Source organism: Pseudophaeobacter sp. TrK17 (assembly GCF_042192375.1).
Lineage (GTDB): Bacteria > Pseudomonadota > Alphaproteobacteria > Rhodobacterales > Rhodobacteraceae > Pseudophaeobacter.
The window spans coordinates 25307-40939 of sequence record NZ_CP071700.1; the positions used below are offsets into that span (position 1 = coordinate 25307).

The following is a 15633-nucleotide window of genomic DNA, read 5'->3' on the forward strand; positions in this document are numbered from 1 at the left end:
GGTTTACTCAACCACGCCCACAATGGGCCCCATCATGAAACCCGCATCACTGCGTCCGATCTGCGGTGCATGCAGCCGCGAGATATTGCCATCAAAATAAAGCGCGCTGGGCAGCTGCAGGTGGTCGCGAAACAGGCTGCCAAACTGGTGAAAGGTCACCGCATTGCGTGAGATTGCAAAAACCACGCGGCTGCCATCGGCTGAGGTGCCAACGCCGTTGCGGATGTAGGCAGAGGTCGAATTGGGCAGAAACCGCGGGTGCAGCTCGCCGTTGATCACCAGCATTGGACCCGATTGGGTGGCTGAGTTGCAGCTGATGCCGGCATCGCGAAAAGCCAGGGTTTCAAAGACATCGGCGCGGCCCTGGCGCAGGCAGAACACCCCATTGGGCAGCAGGCCAAAGTTGCCAGGGCCGGCATTGGGGATCAGCCGCATTTCTTGCTTTCCGTCTTCGATATACAGGCCAACAGGGGCGCGATTGGCGTGATACATCCCGGCATTGGTGGCAAAGATCAGCTCTTTGCCTTCCGATTCCAGCGCCTTTGCGATGTTGGAGAAATGGCCAAATACCTGGTCTTTGTCGTCGCGCAGGAACAGCTTCAGCTGGGCCCGGGTCGCATCAACGTCGCAGATCGTATAGCGATTGCCTTCGTAGCTGAGATCGCTGCAGCTGACCGCGCTGCTGTCGCCGGCGTTTGCCGGCCCAACGATAGGCCCGACCACTGGCAAGACCCAGAGGGCCGCCAGCAGTATGAGAGCCCTAAGGATCAATCCTCAAGATCGCGGCGCACCGCGTCTTGTTCCAGCATCCGCCGGGTGGCATCCATCTGATCATAGGTAAGATCCAGCTGGAACCGCAGATCGGGGGTGTATTTCATCCCCAGTTTCTTGCCCGCAAGGGTGCGCAACTCCCATTTGTTGCGGGCCAGCAGCTTGAGCAGATCCTCCTGCCCCTTGCCGCCCAGAGGCAGCACATAGGCAGTGGCGATACGCAGATCCGGGGTCACCCGGACCTCGCCAACGGTGATCGACATGCGATTCAGCTCGGGATCGTGCAGCTCGCCACGGGACAGGACTTCGGACAGGGTCCGGCGGATCAGCTCGCCGACGCGCAGCTGCCGTTGGGAGGGGGCGCGCCCCTCGGGAGATTTGTTCTTTGCCATATCTTGGATCTAAGCCGAAACCACCCCTTTGCCAAGTCATCGCCAAGCGGGTAGGAGAAAACCAGCAGAGTTTTTTAACATCCCATCCATCCAAGGGCGAGGACCACAGCAATGACCGAAACACCAGGCATCGTGATTACAGGGGCTTCTGGCCGTATGGGGCAGATGTTGATCAAGACGGTTCTGGACAGCGACAAGGCACGGCTGGTTGGGGCCGTGGAACGCGTGGGCCATGCCTGGGTCGGTCAGGATCTGGGGCTTGCCATGGGGGGCAGCGCCATTGGTGTCGTGGTCACCGATGATCCGCTGGAGGCCTTTTCAAAGGCCCAAGCGGTGATTGATTTCACCTCACCGGAGGCGACGCTTGCCTTCTCCAAACTGGCGGCGCAGGCAAGGGCGGTGCATGTGATTGGCACCACCGGCATGTCCGAGGCGCAGATCGCCCAGCTGGAACCCGCAGCACGCCATGCGGTTCTGGTGCGGGCTGGTAATATGAGCCTGGGGGTCAATCTTTTGGTACAGCTGACCAAAAAGGTCGCCGCAGCCCTGGATGAGGATTTTGATATTGAGGTGATCGAGGCCCATCACCATCACAAGGTCGACGCGCCCTCGGGCACCGCGCTGATGCTGGGCGAGGCCGCCGCCGAGGGTCGCGGTGTGACCCTGGCGGATGTCTCGGACTCTGGGCGTGATGGCATTACGGGCGCGCGCAAGCGCGGCGATATCGGGTTTAGCGCTATCCGGGGTGGTGACATCGTCGGGGAGCATGACGTGCTGTTTGCCGCCGCTGGGGAGCGCATCGTGTTGCGCCACATGGCCACTGACCGGGCGATTTTTGCCCGTGGCGCTTTGAAAGCCGCGTTGTGGGGCCAGGATAAGGCACCGGGCGAATATGACATGCTGGATGTTCTGGGGCTTTGACAGGCCAGGTTGCAGGGGCGGCCTTTGCAGGCCGCTGCCTCCGGCGGAGGTATTTTTAGCAAGATGAAAGCCCTATTCTATTGATCTGGATATGGGCTTTGTCGCCGGGATCAGAGTGAGGCGGTCTCGTTAAAGCCCTCAAAACCCTGGGTGGTTTCCACCACTGAGGCCTCATAATGGGCAATGAGTGGCATCACCAAGGGTTCGACGTCTTGCGCCCAGACCGGACCGTCGTAGAAGGCCTGTTTGATTGCATCGCGGTGTTCAAGGCTTTGAAAGGCGCGCATCCAATGGACTTTGTCTGGATCGTCGAGGTCGCGCAGTGGGCCAAAGACCAACATGCCGGCCTCGCGCAGGGCGGCGCGGTTCATCTCTTCAAAGACCTTAATAAAGGTCTCGCGCTGGCCTGGGTGCAGGGTGTAGCGGCGGATTTCCAGAATCATCAGCGGTGATCCTTGCAAAAACAGGGCCTCAAAAGTCGATGGCGATGCCTTTTTTCTCCCAGTCGCCGTAGCGGGCCGGGTCCAGGCCGTCGCGCCCGCCCAACTCTACCGGTGGTTTGGCTTTGGCCTCTGCGGCTTTGCGCCGTTCGGCGGCTTCTGCCAGGGCGCGCTGGGCGGCGGCGGGCAGATCGGGATCAATGGTTGGTTCAGCCTGTTTGGCGGGCGGGGTTTCGGCGCTCATGGCGGGTTCCTTTATGCTGTGGCCATGATATACGCCCCTTTTTGGTGGGGACAAGCCACCTCTGGCGTCGGCGCTGTGGCAAGCGGGGCGCGCGTCTATGCCAAGGAGAGCAGCAATGTCCGATGGAACTCAGGCCCGCCGTACGGTGATCTATCTTTTGGATCAGGTTCTGGGTGAAGGGCGCCTTCTGGCGGAGTGTTATGCGGCGGGCGCCTTGGAGCGTCTGACGCCTGAGGATCGCGCCCGGACCCAGCGGTTGACCCTGCAAACCCTGCGCAGCCTGGAACGCGCCGATCGGGTGCTGCAAAAACACCTGAAGAAATCGACACCGCTGACCGTACAGAATGCGCTGCGTCTGGGCGCGGTTGAGCTGTGCCACGGGGCGGCGGCGCATGGCGTGGTGAACGATATGGTGGCAATTGTCTCTAAGCATCGCCGCCATGGACAGCTGAAAGGCCTGGTCAACGCGGTTTTGCGCAAAGTGGCGGAGCAAGGCCCGGCGGAATGGGCAAAGCTGCGGGTGCCGCGCCTGCCCAAATGGCTGCGCAAGCCCCTGGCGGAGGCCTGGGGGGCTGAGGCGATGCTGGAGATCGAGGCGGCGCACTATGCCGGGGCGCCCCTGGATATCACCGGCAAGCCGGGCGCGGATCTGACGCCGTTGGGCGGGACTGCCCTGGCGACAGGATCACTCCGGTTGCAAGAGGCCGGTCAGGTTTCGGCCCTGGCCGGATATGGTGCGGGTGATTGGTGGGTGCAGGATGCAGCCGCCGCCTTGCCCGCCCAGATGTTGCAGGCCAAAGCGGGCGAGCGGGTGCTGGATCTCTGTGCTGCTCCTGGGGGCAAGACCATGCAAGTGGCGGCCAGTGGTGCCAGCGTGACGGCCGTGGATACCTCGGCCAGTCGGATGGAACGGTTGCAGGAAAACCTCACCCGGACCGGGCTGACAGCTGATCTGGTTGTGGGGGATGCGTTGGAGCAGAACGGGCAGTTTGATGCGGTGTTGCTGGATGCGCCTTGTTCGGCAACCGGCACTATTCGGCGCCACCCGGACCTGCCCCATGCCAAAGACGGCAGCGCCTTTGGTGCGCTGATCGAGCTGCAGGCGCAGATGCTGGCCCATGCCTGGAGCCTGGTCAAACCCGGTGGGCGCATGGTGTTTTGCACCTGTTCGTTGCTGCCGGATGAGGGCGAGTGCCAAGTTGAGGAGGCGCTGGAGATGTTCCCGGATATGACCGTAGACCGCGATGTGCTGCCGCCGCTGGGGATTGATCCGGCCTGGATCACCGAAGAAGGTGGCTTGCGTCTGCGGCCAGACTATTGGCCCCAGCAGGGCGGGATAGACGGGTTTTACATGGCGCTTTTGCGCAAATCTGCCTAGGGCTGCACCGTGAGGTCGCTTTCATCGGTGACTTGATGCGCCAAGGCGGCTATCCTTTTGCCAAAACGTCGGCCAATCACAGGCACACAGGCGTGAGGCAGAGAGCATGTCCAGATACGACAGAGTAGCGGGTCGCGGGACTCGCATGATGAATAGGCTATACGCCTGGCGCGCCCGCAAGCAGCCAGCAGCCACCGGGTTTGTCTCGCAGCCCGAACCTCGCACCATTGGCAGTTTTGCCCGTGGCCGTCAGTTGGTGGCGGGCAATCTGCTGTTTGCCGGCTATCTGGTCGAATCAGAAACCACCGGCCTGTGGGACGTCAACGCACCGGATGCGGCCTTTGAGGCGGAACGTCAGGGCTTTGGCTGGCTCGATGATCTGGCGGCGGTTGGCGATATCAAGGCCCGGGTCAAGGCGCAGAAATGGGTCTGGGGCTGGATCGAAACCCATGGCGCTGGCAATGGGCGGGGGGCGGCTTTGGCCTGGTCGCCGGATCTGACCGGCCGCCGGGTGATCCGCTGGATCAACCATGCTCTGTTCCTGCTCAGCAGCAAAGACCGCGCCGAGACCGAAGTGTTCTATCAGTCCCTGTCACAGCAGACTTGGTTTCTGTCCCAGCGCTGGCAGGGAGCTTCGCCGGGATTGCCCCGGTTTGAGGCCCTGACAGGTCTGATCTATGCCGGTTTGGCGCTGCAGGGCCGCGAAGAGCTGGCGGATCCGGCGATCCGGGCCCTGGCGGCGGAATGCGAGCGCCAGATAGATGCCGAGGGCGGCGTGCCGACGCGCAATCCCGAAGAGCTGCTGGAAGTCTTTACCCTGTTGACCTGGGCCGCCGCCGCCCTGCATGAGGCCGGTCGCACGGTGCCTGCGGCACAGACAGCGGCGATCGAGCGGATTGCCCCGGCACTGCGCACGCTGCGTCATGCGGATGGCGGGCTGGCGCGGTTTCATGGTGGCGGGCGTGGCTTGGAAGGCTGGCTGGATCATGCCCTGGCGGCCAGCCACGTGACGGGGGATCACCGTGACGGGCTGGCCATGGGGTATGCCCGTCTGGCGGCGCGCAGAACCTCTGTGGTGATTGATGCTGCAGTGCCCCCACAGGGTGCGGCCTCCAGCAATGGCCATGCATCGACACTGGCGTTTGAACTGACTTCGGGGCGGCGGCCTTTGATTGTCAACTGCGGCTCGGGAGAGACCTTTGGTCTGGAATGGCGTCGCGCCGGACGGGCAACGCCGTCGCATTCAACCCTGTGTCTGGCAGGGCATTCCAGCGCCCGGCTGGCGGCTCCGGATCGCACCACTGGCCAGGAACTGCTGGTGGAAGGCCCCGGCGAGGTGCAGGTCGCTTTGGATGAGCAGGCCGAAGGTCATCGCTTTCAGGGCGGGCATGACGGCTATCTGCGAGGCTTTGGCCTGACCCATGCCCGCACATTGGTGCTGTCGGATGATGGCCGCAGCCTGTCTGGCGAAGATCTGCTGGTGGCCATCGAAGACCCGGCCAAACGGGTCTTTTCCAAGGTGCTTGATCACTCGGGGACCAAGGGCGTCGGGTTTGAGCTGCGCTTGCATCTCCACCCAGAGGTGGATTCTGCGCTGGATCTGGGAGGCTCGGCGGTGTCGATGGCGCTGAAGAGCGGCGAGATTTGGGTGTTTCGCCACGACGGCAGCTGCGATTTGAAGCTGGAACCCAGTGTTTATCTGGAAAAAACGCGATTAAAGCCTCGTGCGTCAAAGCAGATCGTTTTATCTGGTCGCGCAATCGAGTATGCGACACGCGTCCGGTGGACGCTCAGCAAGGCGCAGGAGACTGCGATTGCCGTGCGCGACCTGAATCGGGATGAGCCCGAAATTTTTGACTGAGCCTAATGAGCCTGTAAAGGACCGCCCTGCCATGACCGACCAGACCCCCATCCGCCGCGCCCTGCTTTCCGTATCCGACAAGACCGGTCTCATCGACCTGGGCAAGGCGCTGAGCGCCCGCGGCGTTGAGCTTTTGTCCACCGGTGGGTCTGCCAAGACCCTGCGCGAGGCGGGCCTCACGGTCAAAGATGTGGCTGATATCACCGGCTTTCCTGAAATGATGGATGGCCGGGTGAAAACTCTGCACCCGATGGTGCATGGCGGGCTGCTGGCGCTGCGCGACAATGCCGATCACGTCAAAGCCATGGACGAGCACGGCATTGGTCCCATCGACCTGTTGGTGGTGAACCTCTACCCGTTTGAGGAAACCGTGGCCAAAGGTGCCGATTATGACACCTGCATCGAAAACATCGACATCGGCGGCCCGGCGATGATTCGCGCCGCTGCAAAAAACCATGGCGATGTGACCGTGGTGGTGGATGTGGCCGACTATGACGCGGTCCTGGCTGACATGGACCAGAACAACGGGGCCACCGACCCCGCATACCGCCGTAAGCTGGCGCAAATCGCCTATGCCCGCACCGCGGCCTATGATGCGGCTGTGTCGACCTGGCTGGCTGGCGCGCTGGAGCTGGAAGCGCCCCGTCGCCGTGCCTTTGCCGGTGAGCTGAAACAGACCCTGCGCTATGGTGAGAACAGCCACCAGAAAGCGGCCTTTTACACCGATGGCACCGACCGCCCCGGCGTTGCCACCGCGCAGCAGTTGCAGGGCAAGGAACTGTCTTACAACAATATCAACGACACCGACGCCGCCTATGAGCTGGTAGCCGAGTTCGACCCGGCTGAAACCGCCGCCGTGGCCATCATCAAACACGCCAACCCCTGCGGTGTGGCCAAGGGCGCCACGCTGACAGAGGCCTACCAAAAGGCCTTTGATTGCGACCGCACCTCGGCCTTTGGTGGCATTGTGGCGTTGAACCAGCCGTTGGACGCAGAAACCGCCACCAAGATCGTCGAGATCTTCACCGAGGTGGTGATTGCCCCCGGTGCCTCGGATGAAGCCAAGGCGATCTTTGCCGCCAAGAAAAACCTGCGCCTGCTGCTGACAGATGGTCTGCCAGACACCCGCGCGGCCCAAACCGCCTACAAACAGGTTGGCGGCGGTGTTCTGGTGCAGGACAAGGACGTGGGCTATGTCGGGCTGGATGATCTGAAGGTTGTCACCGAAAAAGCACCGACCGAGGAACAGATGCAGGATCTGCTCTTTGCCTGGAAGGTTGCCAAACACGTCAAATCCAACGCCATCGTCTATGTCAAAGGCAATGCCACCGTTGGCGTCGGCGCCGGCCAGATGAGCCGCCTGGACAGTGCCAATGTGGCCGCTTCCAAGGCGCAGCGCATGGCGGATGAGCTGGGCTTGGACGAAAGCCTCGCCAAAGGATCGGCGGTGGCTTCAGACGCCTTCTTCCCCTTTGCGGATGGCCTGCTGGAAGCGGCGGCTGCAGGCGCGACCTGCGTGATCCAGCCCGGTGGCTCGATGCGCGACGATGAGGTGATCGCGGCGGCCAATGCCCAGGGCATCGCCATGGTCTTTACCGGCATGCGCCACTTCCGTCACTAAACCAGACACGAGCAAAACATGGCAGCAGCACGTATGATATTTTGGGGCGCCTTCTGGGCCTTTCTGTTGGATCAGGCCAGCAAATACCTGGTCATCCACTGGATGGGCCTGTCACGGCGTCTCAGCATTGATGTGCTGCCGCCGCTGCTGAATTTTCGCTATGGCGAAAACACTGGTATCAATTTTGGTTTGTTTGGCGATGGCGCCGAGAGTGCCCGTTGGATTTTGATTGCTCTGTCGCTGGCGATTTGCCTGGCGCTGGTGCTTTGGATCGGGCGCGGGCGCGACAAGGGCGCCCTGATGCAGGTCTCGGCGGGGCTGGTCATTGGCGGTGCGCTTGGCAATGTCGCCGATCGTCTGCTTTATGGCTACGTTCTCGACTTTCTCAACATGTCCTGTTGTGGGCTGAACAATCCCTATGTCTTTAATCTGGCGGATGTGTTCATCTTTGCCGGAGCAGCGGGTTTGATCCTGTTTGAGGGGCGCATAAAAAAGCCTGCGTGACCTCCATTGGGAAATAGGCTAAAACCGCGTTGAAACTGTCGGGAGTATTGGGGAAATGCGAATTCCTCTGGCGATTATCGGTCTGATTTGTGCTGTGGCTGTATCTGGCTGCGGCCGAAAAGAGCTGCGGGATATCCGCAGTACCGGCACCGGACCGGATGAGTTCCTTGTCTTGCCGCCCAAACCTTTGAGCGCCCCTGAGGACTATACTGCCCTGCCAACCCCAACTCCGGGTGGGCAAAACCGCAGTGATGTGAACCCGCAGGCCGAGGCTGTTGTTGCCTTGGGAGGCAAACCTGCTGCCCTGCTGCCCGGCAACGCGATCCCTGCCAGCGATTCTGGTCTGGTCACCGCCTCCAGCCGTTATGGTGTGTCCGCGGATGTGCGCCAGGTGCTGGCCAGCGAGGACGCAGCTTTCCTCAAACGCAGACGTCGCGGTGGGCGGATCAAGATTGCGCCTGTTGATCGCTACGAACAGATCTATTCCAAACAAACGCTTGATCCCTTTGCGGTCAATGAAGCCTTCCGCCGGGCTGGGGTTGCAACGCCTTCGGCACCGCCCAGCAACGAGTAACAGCCCCGTTTCCTCTGCTGGATCGAGGGTGATTTGCCTGGATCGCGTCACCTGGCTTACTGGGGCTGCTTGCGCGGCCCCGTATGCGTTGGCGGATCTGTCTGGTGCTGCTGTTTCCGCTGCTTCATTTCCCGGTGTTTCATCTATGTTTCACCCGGTCTTGCTACCGTCATGACGACGGAAATTGGGCTGGAAATGGGCTGGGGCAAGAGGCTCTGCCAGTATTCACCTTTGCGAGAGTGTCGCTTGCACCCAGATGTCAGGGGCGTAGGTTGAATAGAGTACAGGGCTGCCCCAAATATGGGGCCTGGCCCAAGGGCCGCAAGGTCAACAATGAGGAGAGTGCCGAATGTTCCCAAGGATTGCTTTGGCGGCCACCGTGCTAAGCTTCAGCCTGACGGCGGCTCTGGCCGATACGCAGGATGGCGCTGCGGGACCGGATGATATGGTGACCAGTTTTGCTTTGGACAATGGCATGGAAGTTGTCGTCGTCGAGGACCACCGGGTGCCGGTGGTGCAGCATATGGTCTGGTATCGCGCCGGCTCCGCGGATGAACCCATTGGTCAATCCGGGGTGGCGCACTTTCTGGAACATCTTCTGTTCAAGGGCACCGATACCCTTGCCCCTGGTGAGCTCTCGGCGACCGTGGCGGCCAATGGTGGCCGCGACAATGCCTTTACCAGCTATGATTACACCGCCTATTACCAGCGCGTTGCCTCAGATCGGCTAGAGCTGATGATGCGGATGGAGAGTGACCGAATGGTCAATCTGCGTCTTTCCGAAGAAGAGATTGTCACTGAGCGGGAAGTCATTCTGGAAGAGCGCAACCAGCGCACCGATAACAGTCCCCGTGCACTATTTGGCGAGCAGCTGAACGCGGCGCAGTATCTCAACCATCGTTACGGTCAGCCGGTGATTGGCTGGCGCCACGAGATGGAAGCCCTGGACATCGACGATGCCCTGTCCTTTTACGGTACATTCTATGCGCCCAATAACGCCATTCTGGTGGTTTCAGGGGACGTTGACCCCGCAGAGGTCAAATCCCTGGCCGAGACCTATTATGGCGCACTTCCAGCCAACCCTGATCTGCCAAAGGTGCGGGCGCGCAGCAAAGAGCCGCCGCAAAACGCCGAGCGGCGGCTGATCTTTCGCGATCCCCGCGTGGCCCAGCCCTATGTTCAGCGCTCCTATCTGGCAACCGAGCGCAACGCCGGAGCCCAGGAAGAGGCGGCAGCGCTTTATCTGCTGGCAGAGCTGTTGGGGGGTGGGTCCACCTCCTACCTGTCCAATGCGCTGCAATTTGACCAGCAGGTCGCGGTCTATACCGGGGCGTTTTATTCGGGTGTGTCATTGGACAAGACCAGTTTTGACTTTCTGATTGTACCTGCCGAGGGCGTCAGCCTGGACCAGGCCGAAGCGGCGCTGGATGCCACCGTGAGTGCCTTCCTGGCCGAGGGCGTCGATGCCGAACAGCTGGAGCGGATCAAGCTGCAGCTGCGGGCGTCGGAGATTTATGCCCGCGATAATGTGGACGGGATTGCAAATCGCTATGGCCGGGCGCTGACCTCGGGCTTGACGGTGCAGGATGTACAGGACTGGCCGCAGATACTGCAGTCTGTCACCTCGGATGAAATCATTGCCGCAGCGCAAAACTTGCTCCGCCCCGAAGCCTCGGTGACGGGCTGGATGATGCGGCAGGAGGAGGGCGAATGATGCGTCTTACAGCTTTGACGACGGCAGTTTTTGCCTGGGTTTCCCTGTTGGTCCTGCCCGCGCAGGCCGAGATTAAAATCAACGAAGTGACCTCTCCCGGCGGGATTACCGCCTGGCTGGTCGAGGACCACTCGATCCCCTTTACTGCGCTTGAGCTGCGCTTTCGCGGCGGCACTTCGCTGGATGCGCCGGGCAAACGCGGCGCCACCTATATGATGGCCGGATTGCTCGAAGAGGGCTCTGGCGAGATGCGGGCGCAGGCCTATGCCCGTGCGGTTGAAAATCTGGCGGCCAGCTTTGGCTATGACGCGGACCGGGACAGCCTGTCGGTCTCGGCGCGGTTTCTCAGTGAAAACCGCGATGCGGCTGTGGGTTTGCTGCGCCAAACCCTGCAAGAGCCACGCTTTGATCAGGATGCGCTTGACCGGGTGCGGGCGCAGGTGCTGGCTGGGCTGCGGTCGGATCTGAAAGACCCCAACAAGATCGCCAGCCGGGCCTTTGCCGAAATGGCTTATGGCGATCACCCCTATGGCAGCTCTGGCAAGGGCACCATAGACAGTGTTTCCGCGCTGACCCGTCAGGATATCTTTGCCGCCCATGAGGCCGTTTTTGCCCGCGACAGGCTTTATGTCAGTGCTGTCGGTGATATCACGCCAGAAGAGCTGGGCGCGCTGTTGGACCGGCTTTTGGGGGACATGGCGCCTACGGGCGCGCCATTGCCCGGCCCGGCCGAGGTGACGATTTCTGGCGGCATCAGCATTGTTGATTACGACACGCCGCAATCGGTGGCGCTGTTTGGTCATATGGGGATCACCCGGGATGATCCCCGGTTCTTTGCCGCCTATATCATGAATCAGATCCTCGGCGGTGGCTCATTTGACAGTCGCCTGATGACAGAGGTGCGCGAAAAGCGGGGCCTGACCTATGGGGTCTATTCTTATCTGGTGCCGCAGGATCTGGCCTCTGTCTATATGGGGCAGCTGGGCTCTGCGAATGGCAAAATGGCCGAAGCGGTGGAGGTAATTCAGGGCGAATGGCAGCGGCTTGCCAGCGATGGCGTCACTGAAAAAGAGCTGACAGACGCCAAGACCTATCTCACCGGGGCCTATCCACTGCGCTTTGACGGCAATGGCCGGATTGCCTCAATCCTGGTGGGGATGCAAATAGATGACCTGCCCATCGACTATGTCCAGACCCGCAATGATAAGGTTAACGCGGTCACCCTGGAGGAGATCAATCAGGTGGCCAGTGAAATTCTGCTGCCCGAGGCGCTACATTTTGTTGTGGTTGGCCGACCTGAGGGGCTGATCGCCAGCCCCTGACGGGTCAAGCGCTCAGGCGTAGGGCCAACAAAAGGCGACACAGCATAGCGTTCAGGGCCGGGGATTTCCCCGGCCCTGTTGTTTTGCACCCGCGCTTTCGCCGGGCCTGAATCTGGGGGTTTTCCCTATTCGCCGTAGGGCACCCAGATGTTTTTCACTTCGGTGGCTTCCAACAGGAACTTGCGGCTGTGATCGTGGCTCCAGTCGAGCGACGCGGCATGGGCGACCCAGGTCCGTTTGAGGTTGAGCGCCGAGGCCTCTTCGATGGTCTGCGCCAGATCGGTTGAAGAAAAGCTCCAGACCGCATCCACATTCATATGGGCGGCCAGGGGCTGTGCCAGCTCTGCAGCCTCGCCGGTCAGAATATTGACCACGCCGGCGGGCACATCCGAGGTTTCCAGCACCTGATAGAAATCAGTGGCGGCCAGCGGGAAGGGACCCGAGGCGGCAAGCACCACCCGGTTGCCCATGGCCAGGGCAGGCGCCATGACCGAGACAAGCCCCAACAGCGGCGCCTCATCGGCGCAGAGCGCGCCAATCACCCCGACGGGTTCTTTCATGGCCAGGGCAACCGCCCGCATGGGCACACCATGGGCCTGACCGTCGTATTTGTCGGCCCAGGCGGCAGCGGTGAACAGCCGTTCAATCGCGGTCTCAACCTCTTTGGCTCCTGCCTTTTTACCAGTCATAGCATCAATGCGATGGGCAAATTCATCCGCCCGCGCTGACAGGTTCTCGCCGATGTAATACAGAATTTGCGCCCGCAGATGGCCGGTGGTCTTGGACCAGGCCTTGGCTCCGGCGGCGGCCTCGACTGCGTTGCGGATGTCTTTGCGGCTGCCCATGCCCACATGGCCCAATAGTGCGCCGTGGCTGCTGAAGACGGGCTTTGAATAGCCACTGTCGGGGCGTGCCTGCTTGCCACCAATATACATCTTGGCGGTGCGATCCACCGGATCGGCGCTGTGGCTATCCTGTTTGCCGGCAAAGGCCGCGACAGGTGCCAGCGGTTTGGTTTTGCCTTTGGGGCGGGTATAGGCGCTGAGCCCTTCCCAGCCGCCTTCGCGGCCAAATCCGCTTTCACGGACACCGCCAAACCCGGCTGCGGCGTCAAACATATTGGTGCCATTGATCCAGACCACGCCGGCCACCAGTTTTGGCGCCAGATCCAGCGCCAGATTGATATTTTCGCTCCAGACCGTGGCGGCCAACCCGTAGCGGCTGTTATTGGCCAGCTCCACCGCCTCGGCGGGGGTGCGGAAGGTGCAGGAGACCAGCACTGGGCCAAAGATCTCTTCCTGCATCAGCGGATCTGACGGGGCCAGACCCTGGATCAGGGTGGGTGGGAAAAAGCTGCCCTGGGGCGGCAGACGCAGGCTGGGCTGATAGGTTTCCCCGGCCTGATTGCCGGCAACCAGCGTGGTGATGGTCTCTAGCTGCACCGGATCCACCACCGCGCCGATGTCGATGGATTTGTCCAGCGGGTTGCCGATGCGCAGCTTGTCCATGCGGGCTTTGAGCTTGGTATAGAACCGATCGGCAATGTTTTCCTGCACCAACAGCCGCGAGCCGGCGCAGCAGACTTGCCCCTGATTGAACCAGATGGCATCGACCAGGCCTTCTACAGCGGAGTCCAGATCGGCATCGTCAAACACGATATAGGGCGATTTCCCTCCCAGCTCGAGGGTCAGCGCCTTGCCGGTGCCTGCGGTGGCTTCGCGGATGCGGCGCCCCACAGAGGTGGAGCCGGTAAAGGCGATTTTGTCCACCTCTGCGGCGACGATCATTTCACCTACGGCGCCATCGCCGGTGACAATATTGACCACGCCCTTGGGCAGGCCAGCCTGTTGGCAGATGTCTGCAAACAGCAGCGCAGTGAGCGAGGTATATTCTGCCGGTTTCAGCACCACGGTATTGCCCATGGCAATCGCAGGCGCGACCTTCCAGGCCAGCATCAAGAGCGGGAAGTTCCAGGGGATGATCTGGCCACAGACCCCAAGCGCCTGGGCCTCGGGCAGTTCGCTTTCCATCAGCTGGGCCATGCCAGCGTGATAGTAAAAATGGCGCTGCGCCAGCGGGATATCAATATCACGGCTTTCGCGAATTGGTTTGCCATTGTCGAGCGTTTCCAGCACCGCAAACAGGCGGGCGTGTTTCTGCAGCAGCCGGGCAATAGCATAGAGGAAACGGGCGCGTCCCGGTCCGCCGAGCTTTTCCCATTTTGGCTGCGCTGTGCGCGCGGATTTTACCGCCGCATCAACATCGTCCTGGGTTGCCTGGCTCAGGGTGGCCAGTACCTCACCCGTTGCGGGATTGCGGCTGTCAAACCCATCCTGAGGCGCGGTGAGGGCACCGTTGATGAAATGGCCAAACCGGTCGCCCTGATCAATCAGCCAAGCCAAGGCCTCGGCGGCATTTTCGGGGGCAGGGCCGTAATCCATGGCGTCGAACTTCTCTTTGATGGTCATTGTATCGGCTCCTTAGCCGTGCAGCTCTGGGGTTTGAGCACCCGTTGGCTGGAGGCAGGATGGCGCAGCAGGGCCGCTGCGGGACGAAGAGGACGCGGCACAAGATTGCCGCCGCAGTTTGGACAGGTGCCTTTGAGGATTTTGTCGGCGCAATCGGCGCAGAAGGTGCACTCAAAGGTGCAGATACGGGCCTCTGGGCTCTGCGGCGGCAGATCGCCGTCGCAGCACTCACAATTTGGTCTCAGCTCCAGCATCTGCTCAGGCCATCGCATGGCGGTAGCTGGCAGAGTAGGCGCCGCTGGTGTGGTGTTCCAGCTGACGTTCAATGTCGTTCAGCAGGGAGGAAGCGCCAAAGCGGAACAGATCGGGCTGGAGCCAGCGATCTCCCAGCTCTTCCTTGATTAATGACAGATAGACCAGCGCATCCTTGGCCTTGGAAATACCGCCGGCGGGTTTGTAGCCAACGCGGAAGCCGGTACGGTCGTAATAGTCGCGGATGGCACGGATCATCACCAGGCTGACAGGCAGGGTGGCATTAACGCTCTCCTTGCCGGTGGAGGTCTTGATGAAATCCGTCCCGGCCATCATGCAGATCAGCGAGGCCCGCGCCACATTGCGCAACGACCCCAGCTCTCCGGTGGCGAGGATCGCCTTGACATGGGCCTCGCCGCAGGCCGCGCGAAAGGCCTGCATTTCATCATACAGCGCCTGCCAATTGCCCGCCAGAACATGGCGGCGCGAGATCACGATGTCGATCTCCTTGGCGCCCGCCTTGACGCTTTCCTCGATCTCGGCGACCCGCAGGTGAAAGGGCGACAGCCCGGCAGGAAAGCCGGTCGAGACCGCCGCGACGGGAATGTCGGTGCCTTTCAGTGCCTGAACCGCTGCTGCGACCATTTCGTGATAGACGCAGACCGCCCCGGTGGTGAGTGGCGGCATGTCGAGCGCCTGCAGGATATCCCCGCGGACCGGCTGACGCGCCTTGGCGCAGAGCCTGCGCACGCGCTCTTCGGTGTCATCCCCGGACAGGGTGGTCAGGTCGATGCAGGTCACCGCCTTGAGCAACCAGGCGGCCTGATAGTCCTTTTTGACGCTGCGCCGTGCAGGAAGCGTGGCGCAGCGACGTTCGATCGCAGAGGTATTGGCCTGCACGCCTGCGACCCAATCCAGATCCAGGTCCATGCCCGGGTTGCGGGGCTCCTGGGCCAGTGCCAGCGGTTTTGTATCTTGCAAGGTTTGGCTTTCCATTCCGGGGATCCTCAACAGAGTTCTGCGCAAAAGTCGCACGGGTGCGGCATCTTGGCAAGTAAACCACGCAGGAGGCGGGTCCGATTTTGACCTTTTGGACAAACGTCAGAGAAGTTTCTTGCGAATAAGTCGCAATTTCATTGACTAAGTTGAGAATCATTCTCATATTCAGCCC

15 protein-coding genes are annotated in these 15633 nt (G+C 61.2%); 8 read left to right on the forward strand and 7 right to left on the reverse strand.

Going from position 1 to position 15633, the window contains the following annotated elements; all coding sequences use genetic code 11:
- Positions 1-3: 3 nt before the first annotated feature.
- Together JZI28_RS00130 and rbfA are read right to left on the reverse strand one after the other, a co-directional pair.
- Positions 4-723 carry a phosphodiester glycosidase family protein gene (locus tag JZI28_RS00130; protein WP_375698830.1) on the reverse strand — a complete coding sequence of 240 codons (720 nt, stop codon included), beginning with the start codon at positions 721-723 and terminating at the stop codon, positions 4-6.
- A gap of 44 nt (positions 724-767) precedes the next feature.
- The gene (gene rbfA, locus JZI28_RS00135; RefSeq protein ID WP_295450330.1) at positions 768-1163 is read right to left on the reverse strand and encodes a 30S ribosome-binding factor RbfA; all 396 of its coding nucleotides are present in this window, start codon (positions 1161-1163) and stop codon (positions 768-770) included.
- Between the two features lie 111 nt (positions 1164-1274).
- Between rbfA and dapB the strand changes: the two genes are divergently transcribed.
- Positions 1275-2084 (forward strand): 4-hydroxy-tetrahydrodipicolinate reductase, encoded by an 810-nt coding sequence (dapB, locus tag JZI28_RS00140; protein ID WP_375698831.1) that lies wholly within the window; start codon positions 1275-1277, stop codon positions 2082-2084.
- A gap of 110 nt (positions 2085-2194) precedes the next feature.
- Here dapB and JZI28_RS00145 read toward each other — a convergent pair whose 3' ends face one another.
- Positions 2195-2527: a putative quinol monooxygenase gene (locus JZI28_RS00145; RefSeq protein WP_375698832.1), complete on the reverse strand. Its 333-nt coding sequence runs from the start codon at positions 2525-2527 to the stop codon at positions 2195-2197.
- 28 nt (positions 2528-2555) lie between these two features.
- Entirely contained in the window at positions 2556-2768 is a 213-nt protein-coding gene (locus JZI28_RS00150; RefSeq protein WP_295450322.1) for a DUF1674 domain-containing protein, read from the reverse strand.
- 115 nt (positions 2769-2883) lie between these two features.
- On the opposite strand from JZI28_RS00150, the gene JZI28_RS00155 reads away from it, so the two are divergent.
- The 7 genes from JZI28_RS00155 (at position 2884) to JZI28_RS00185 (ending at position 11742) form a co-directional block, all read left to right on the forward strand.
- Positions 2884-4146, forward strand: a complete 1263-nt coding sequence (locus JZI28_RS00155; protein WP_375698833.1) for an RsmB/NOP family class I SAM-dependent RNA methyltransferase — start codon at positions 2884-2886, stop codon at positions 4144-4146.
- A gap of 106 nt (positions 4147-4252) precedes the next feature.
- Positions 4253-6007, forward strand: coding sequence for a heparinase II/III family protein (locus tag JZI28_RS00160; RefSeq protein ID WP_349387118.1), 1755 nt, complete (start codon positions 4253-4255; stop codon positions 6005-6007).
- 31 nt (positions 6008-6038) lie between these two features.
- Positions 6039-7628 (forward strand): bifunctional phosphoribosylaminoimidazolecarboxamide formyltransferase/IMP cyclohydrolase, encoded by a 1590-nt coding sequence (purH, locus tag JZI28_RS00165; protein WP_295450316.1) that lies wholly within the window; start codon positions 6039-6041, stop codon positions 7626-7628.
- A gap of 18 nt (positions 7629-7646) precedes the next feature.
- The gene (lspA, locus tag JZI28_RS00170) at positions 7647-8132 is read left to right on the forward strand and encodes a signal peptidase II (protein ID WP_375698834.1); all 486 of its coding nucleotides are present in this window, start codon (positions 7647-7649) and stop codon (positions 8130-8132) included.
- Positions 8133-8187: 55 nt separating this feature from the next.
- A complete protein-coding gene (locus JZI28_RS00175) occupies positions 8188-8706 on the forward strand; it encodes a DUF3035 domain-containing protein (RefSeq protein ID WP_297340691.1) in 519 nt (172 codons plus the stop codon).
- 349 nt (positions 8707-9055) lie between these two features.
- On the forward strand, positions 9056-10420 hold the full coding sequence (locus JZI28_RS00180; RefSeq protein WP_375698835.1) for a M16 family metallopeptidase: 1365 nt from the start codon (positions 9056-9058) through the stop codon (positions 10418-10420).
- A complete protein-coding gene (locus tag JZI28_RS00185; protein ID WP_375700133.1) occupies positions 10420-11742 on the forward strand; it encodes a M16 family metallopeptidase in 1323 nt (440 codons plus the stop codon). Before JZI28_RS00180 ends, JZI28_RS00185 begins: the two co-directional genes overlap by 1 nt.
- A gap of 125 nt (positions 11743-11867) precedes the next feature.
- On the opposite strand, the gene JZI28_RS00190 is transcribed toward JZI28_RS00185, so the two are convergent.
- From JZI28_RS00190 to deoC, 3 genes are read right to left on the reverse strand one after another with little or no spacing between them, the layout of a single operon-like run.
- A complete protein-coding gene (locus JZI28_RS00190; protein ID WP_375698836.1) occupies positions 11868-14210 on the reverse strand; it encodes an aldehyde dehydrogenase family protein in 2343 nt (780 codons plus the stop codon).
- A complete protein-coding gene (locus JZI28_RS00195; RefSeq protein ID WP_375698838.1) occupies positions 14207-14482 on the reverse strand; it encodes a DUF1272 domain-containing protein in 276 nt (91 codons plus the stop codon). Before JZI28_RS00195 ends, JZI28_RS00190 begins: the two co-directional genes overlap by 4 nt.
- Positions 14469-15458, reverse strand: a complete 990-nt coding sequence (deoC, locus tag JZI28_RS00200) for a deoxyribose-phosphate aldolase (RefSeq protein WP_375698839.1) — start codon at positions 15456-15458, stop codon at positions 14469-14471. The genes JZI28_RS00195 and deoC overlap by 14 nt, the downstream gene beginning before the upstream one ends.
- Positions 15459-15633: the final 175 nt, after the last annotated feature.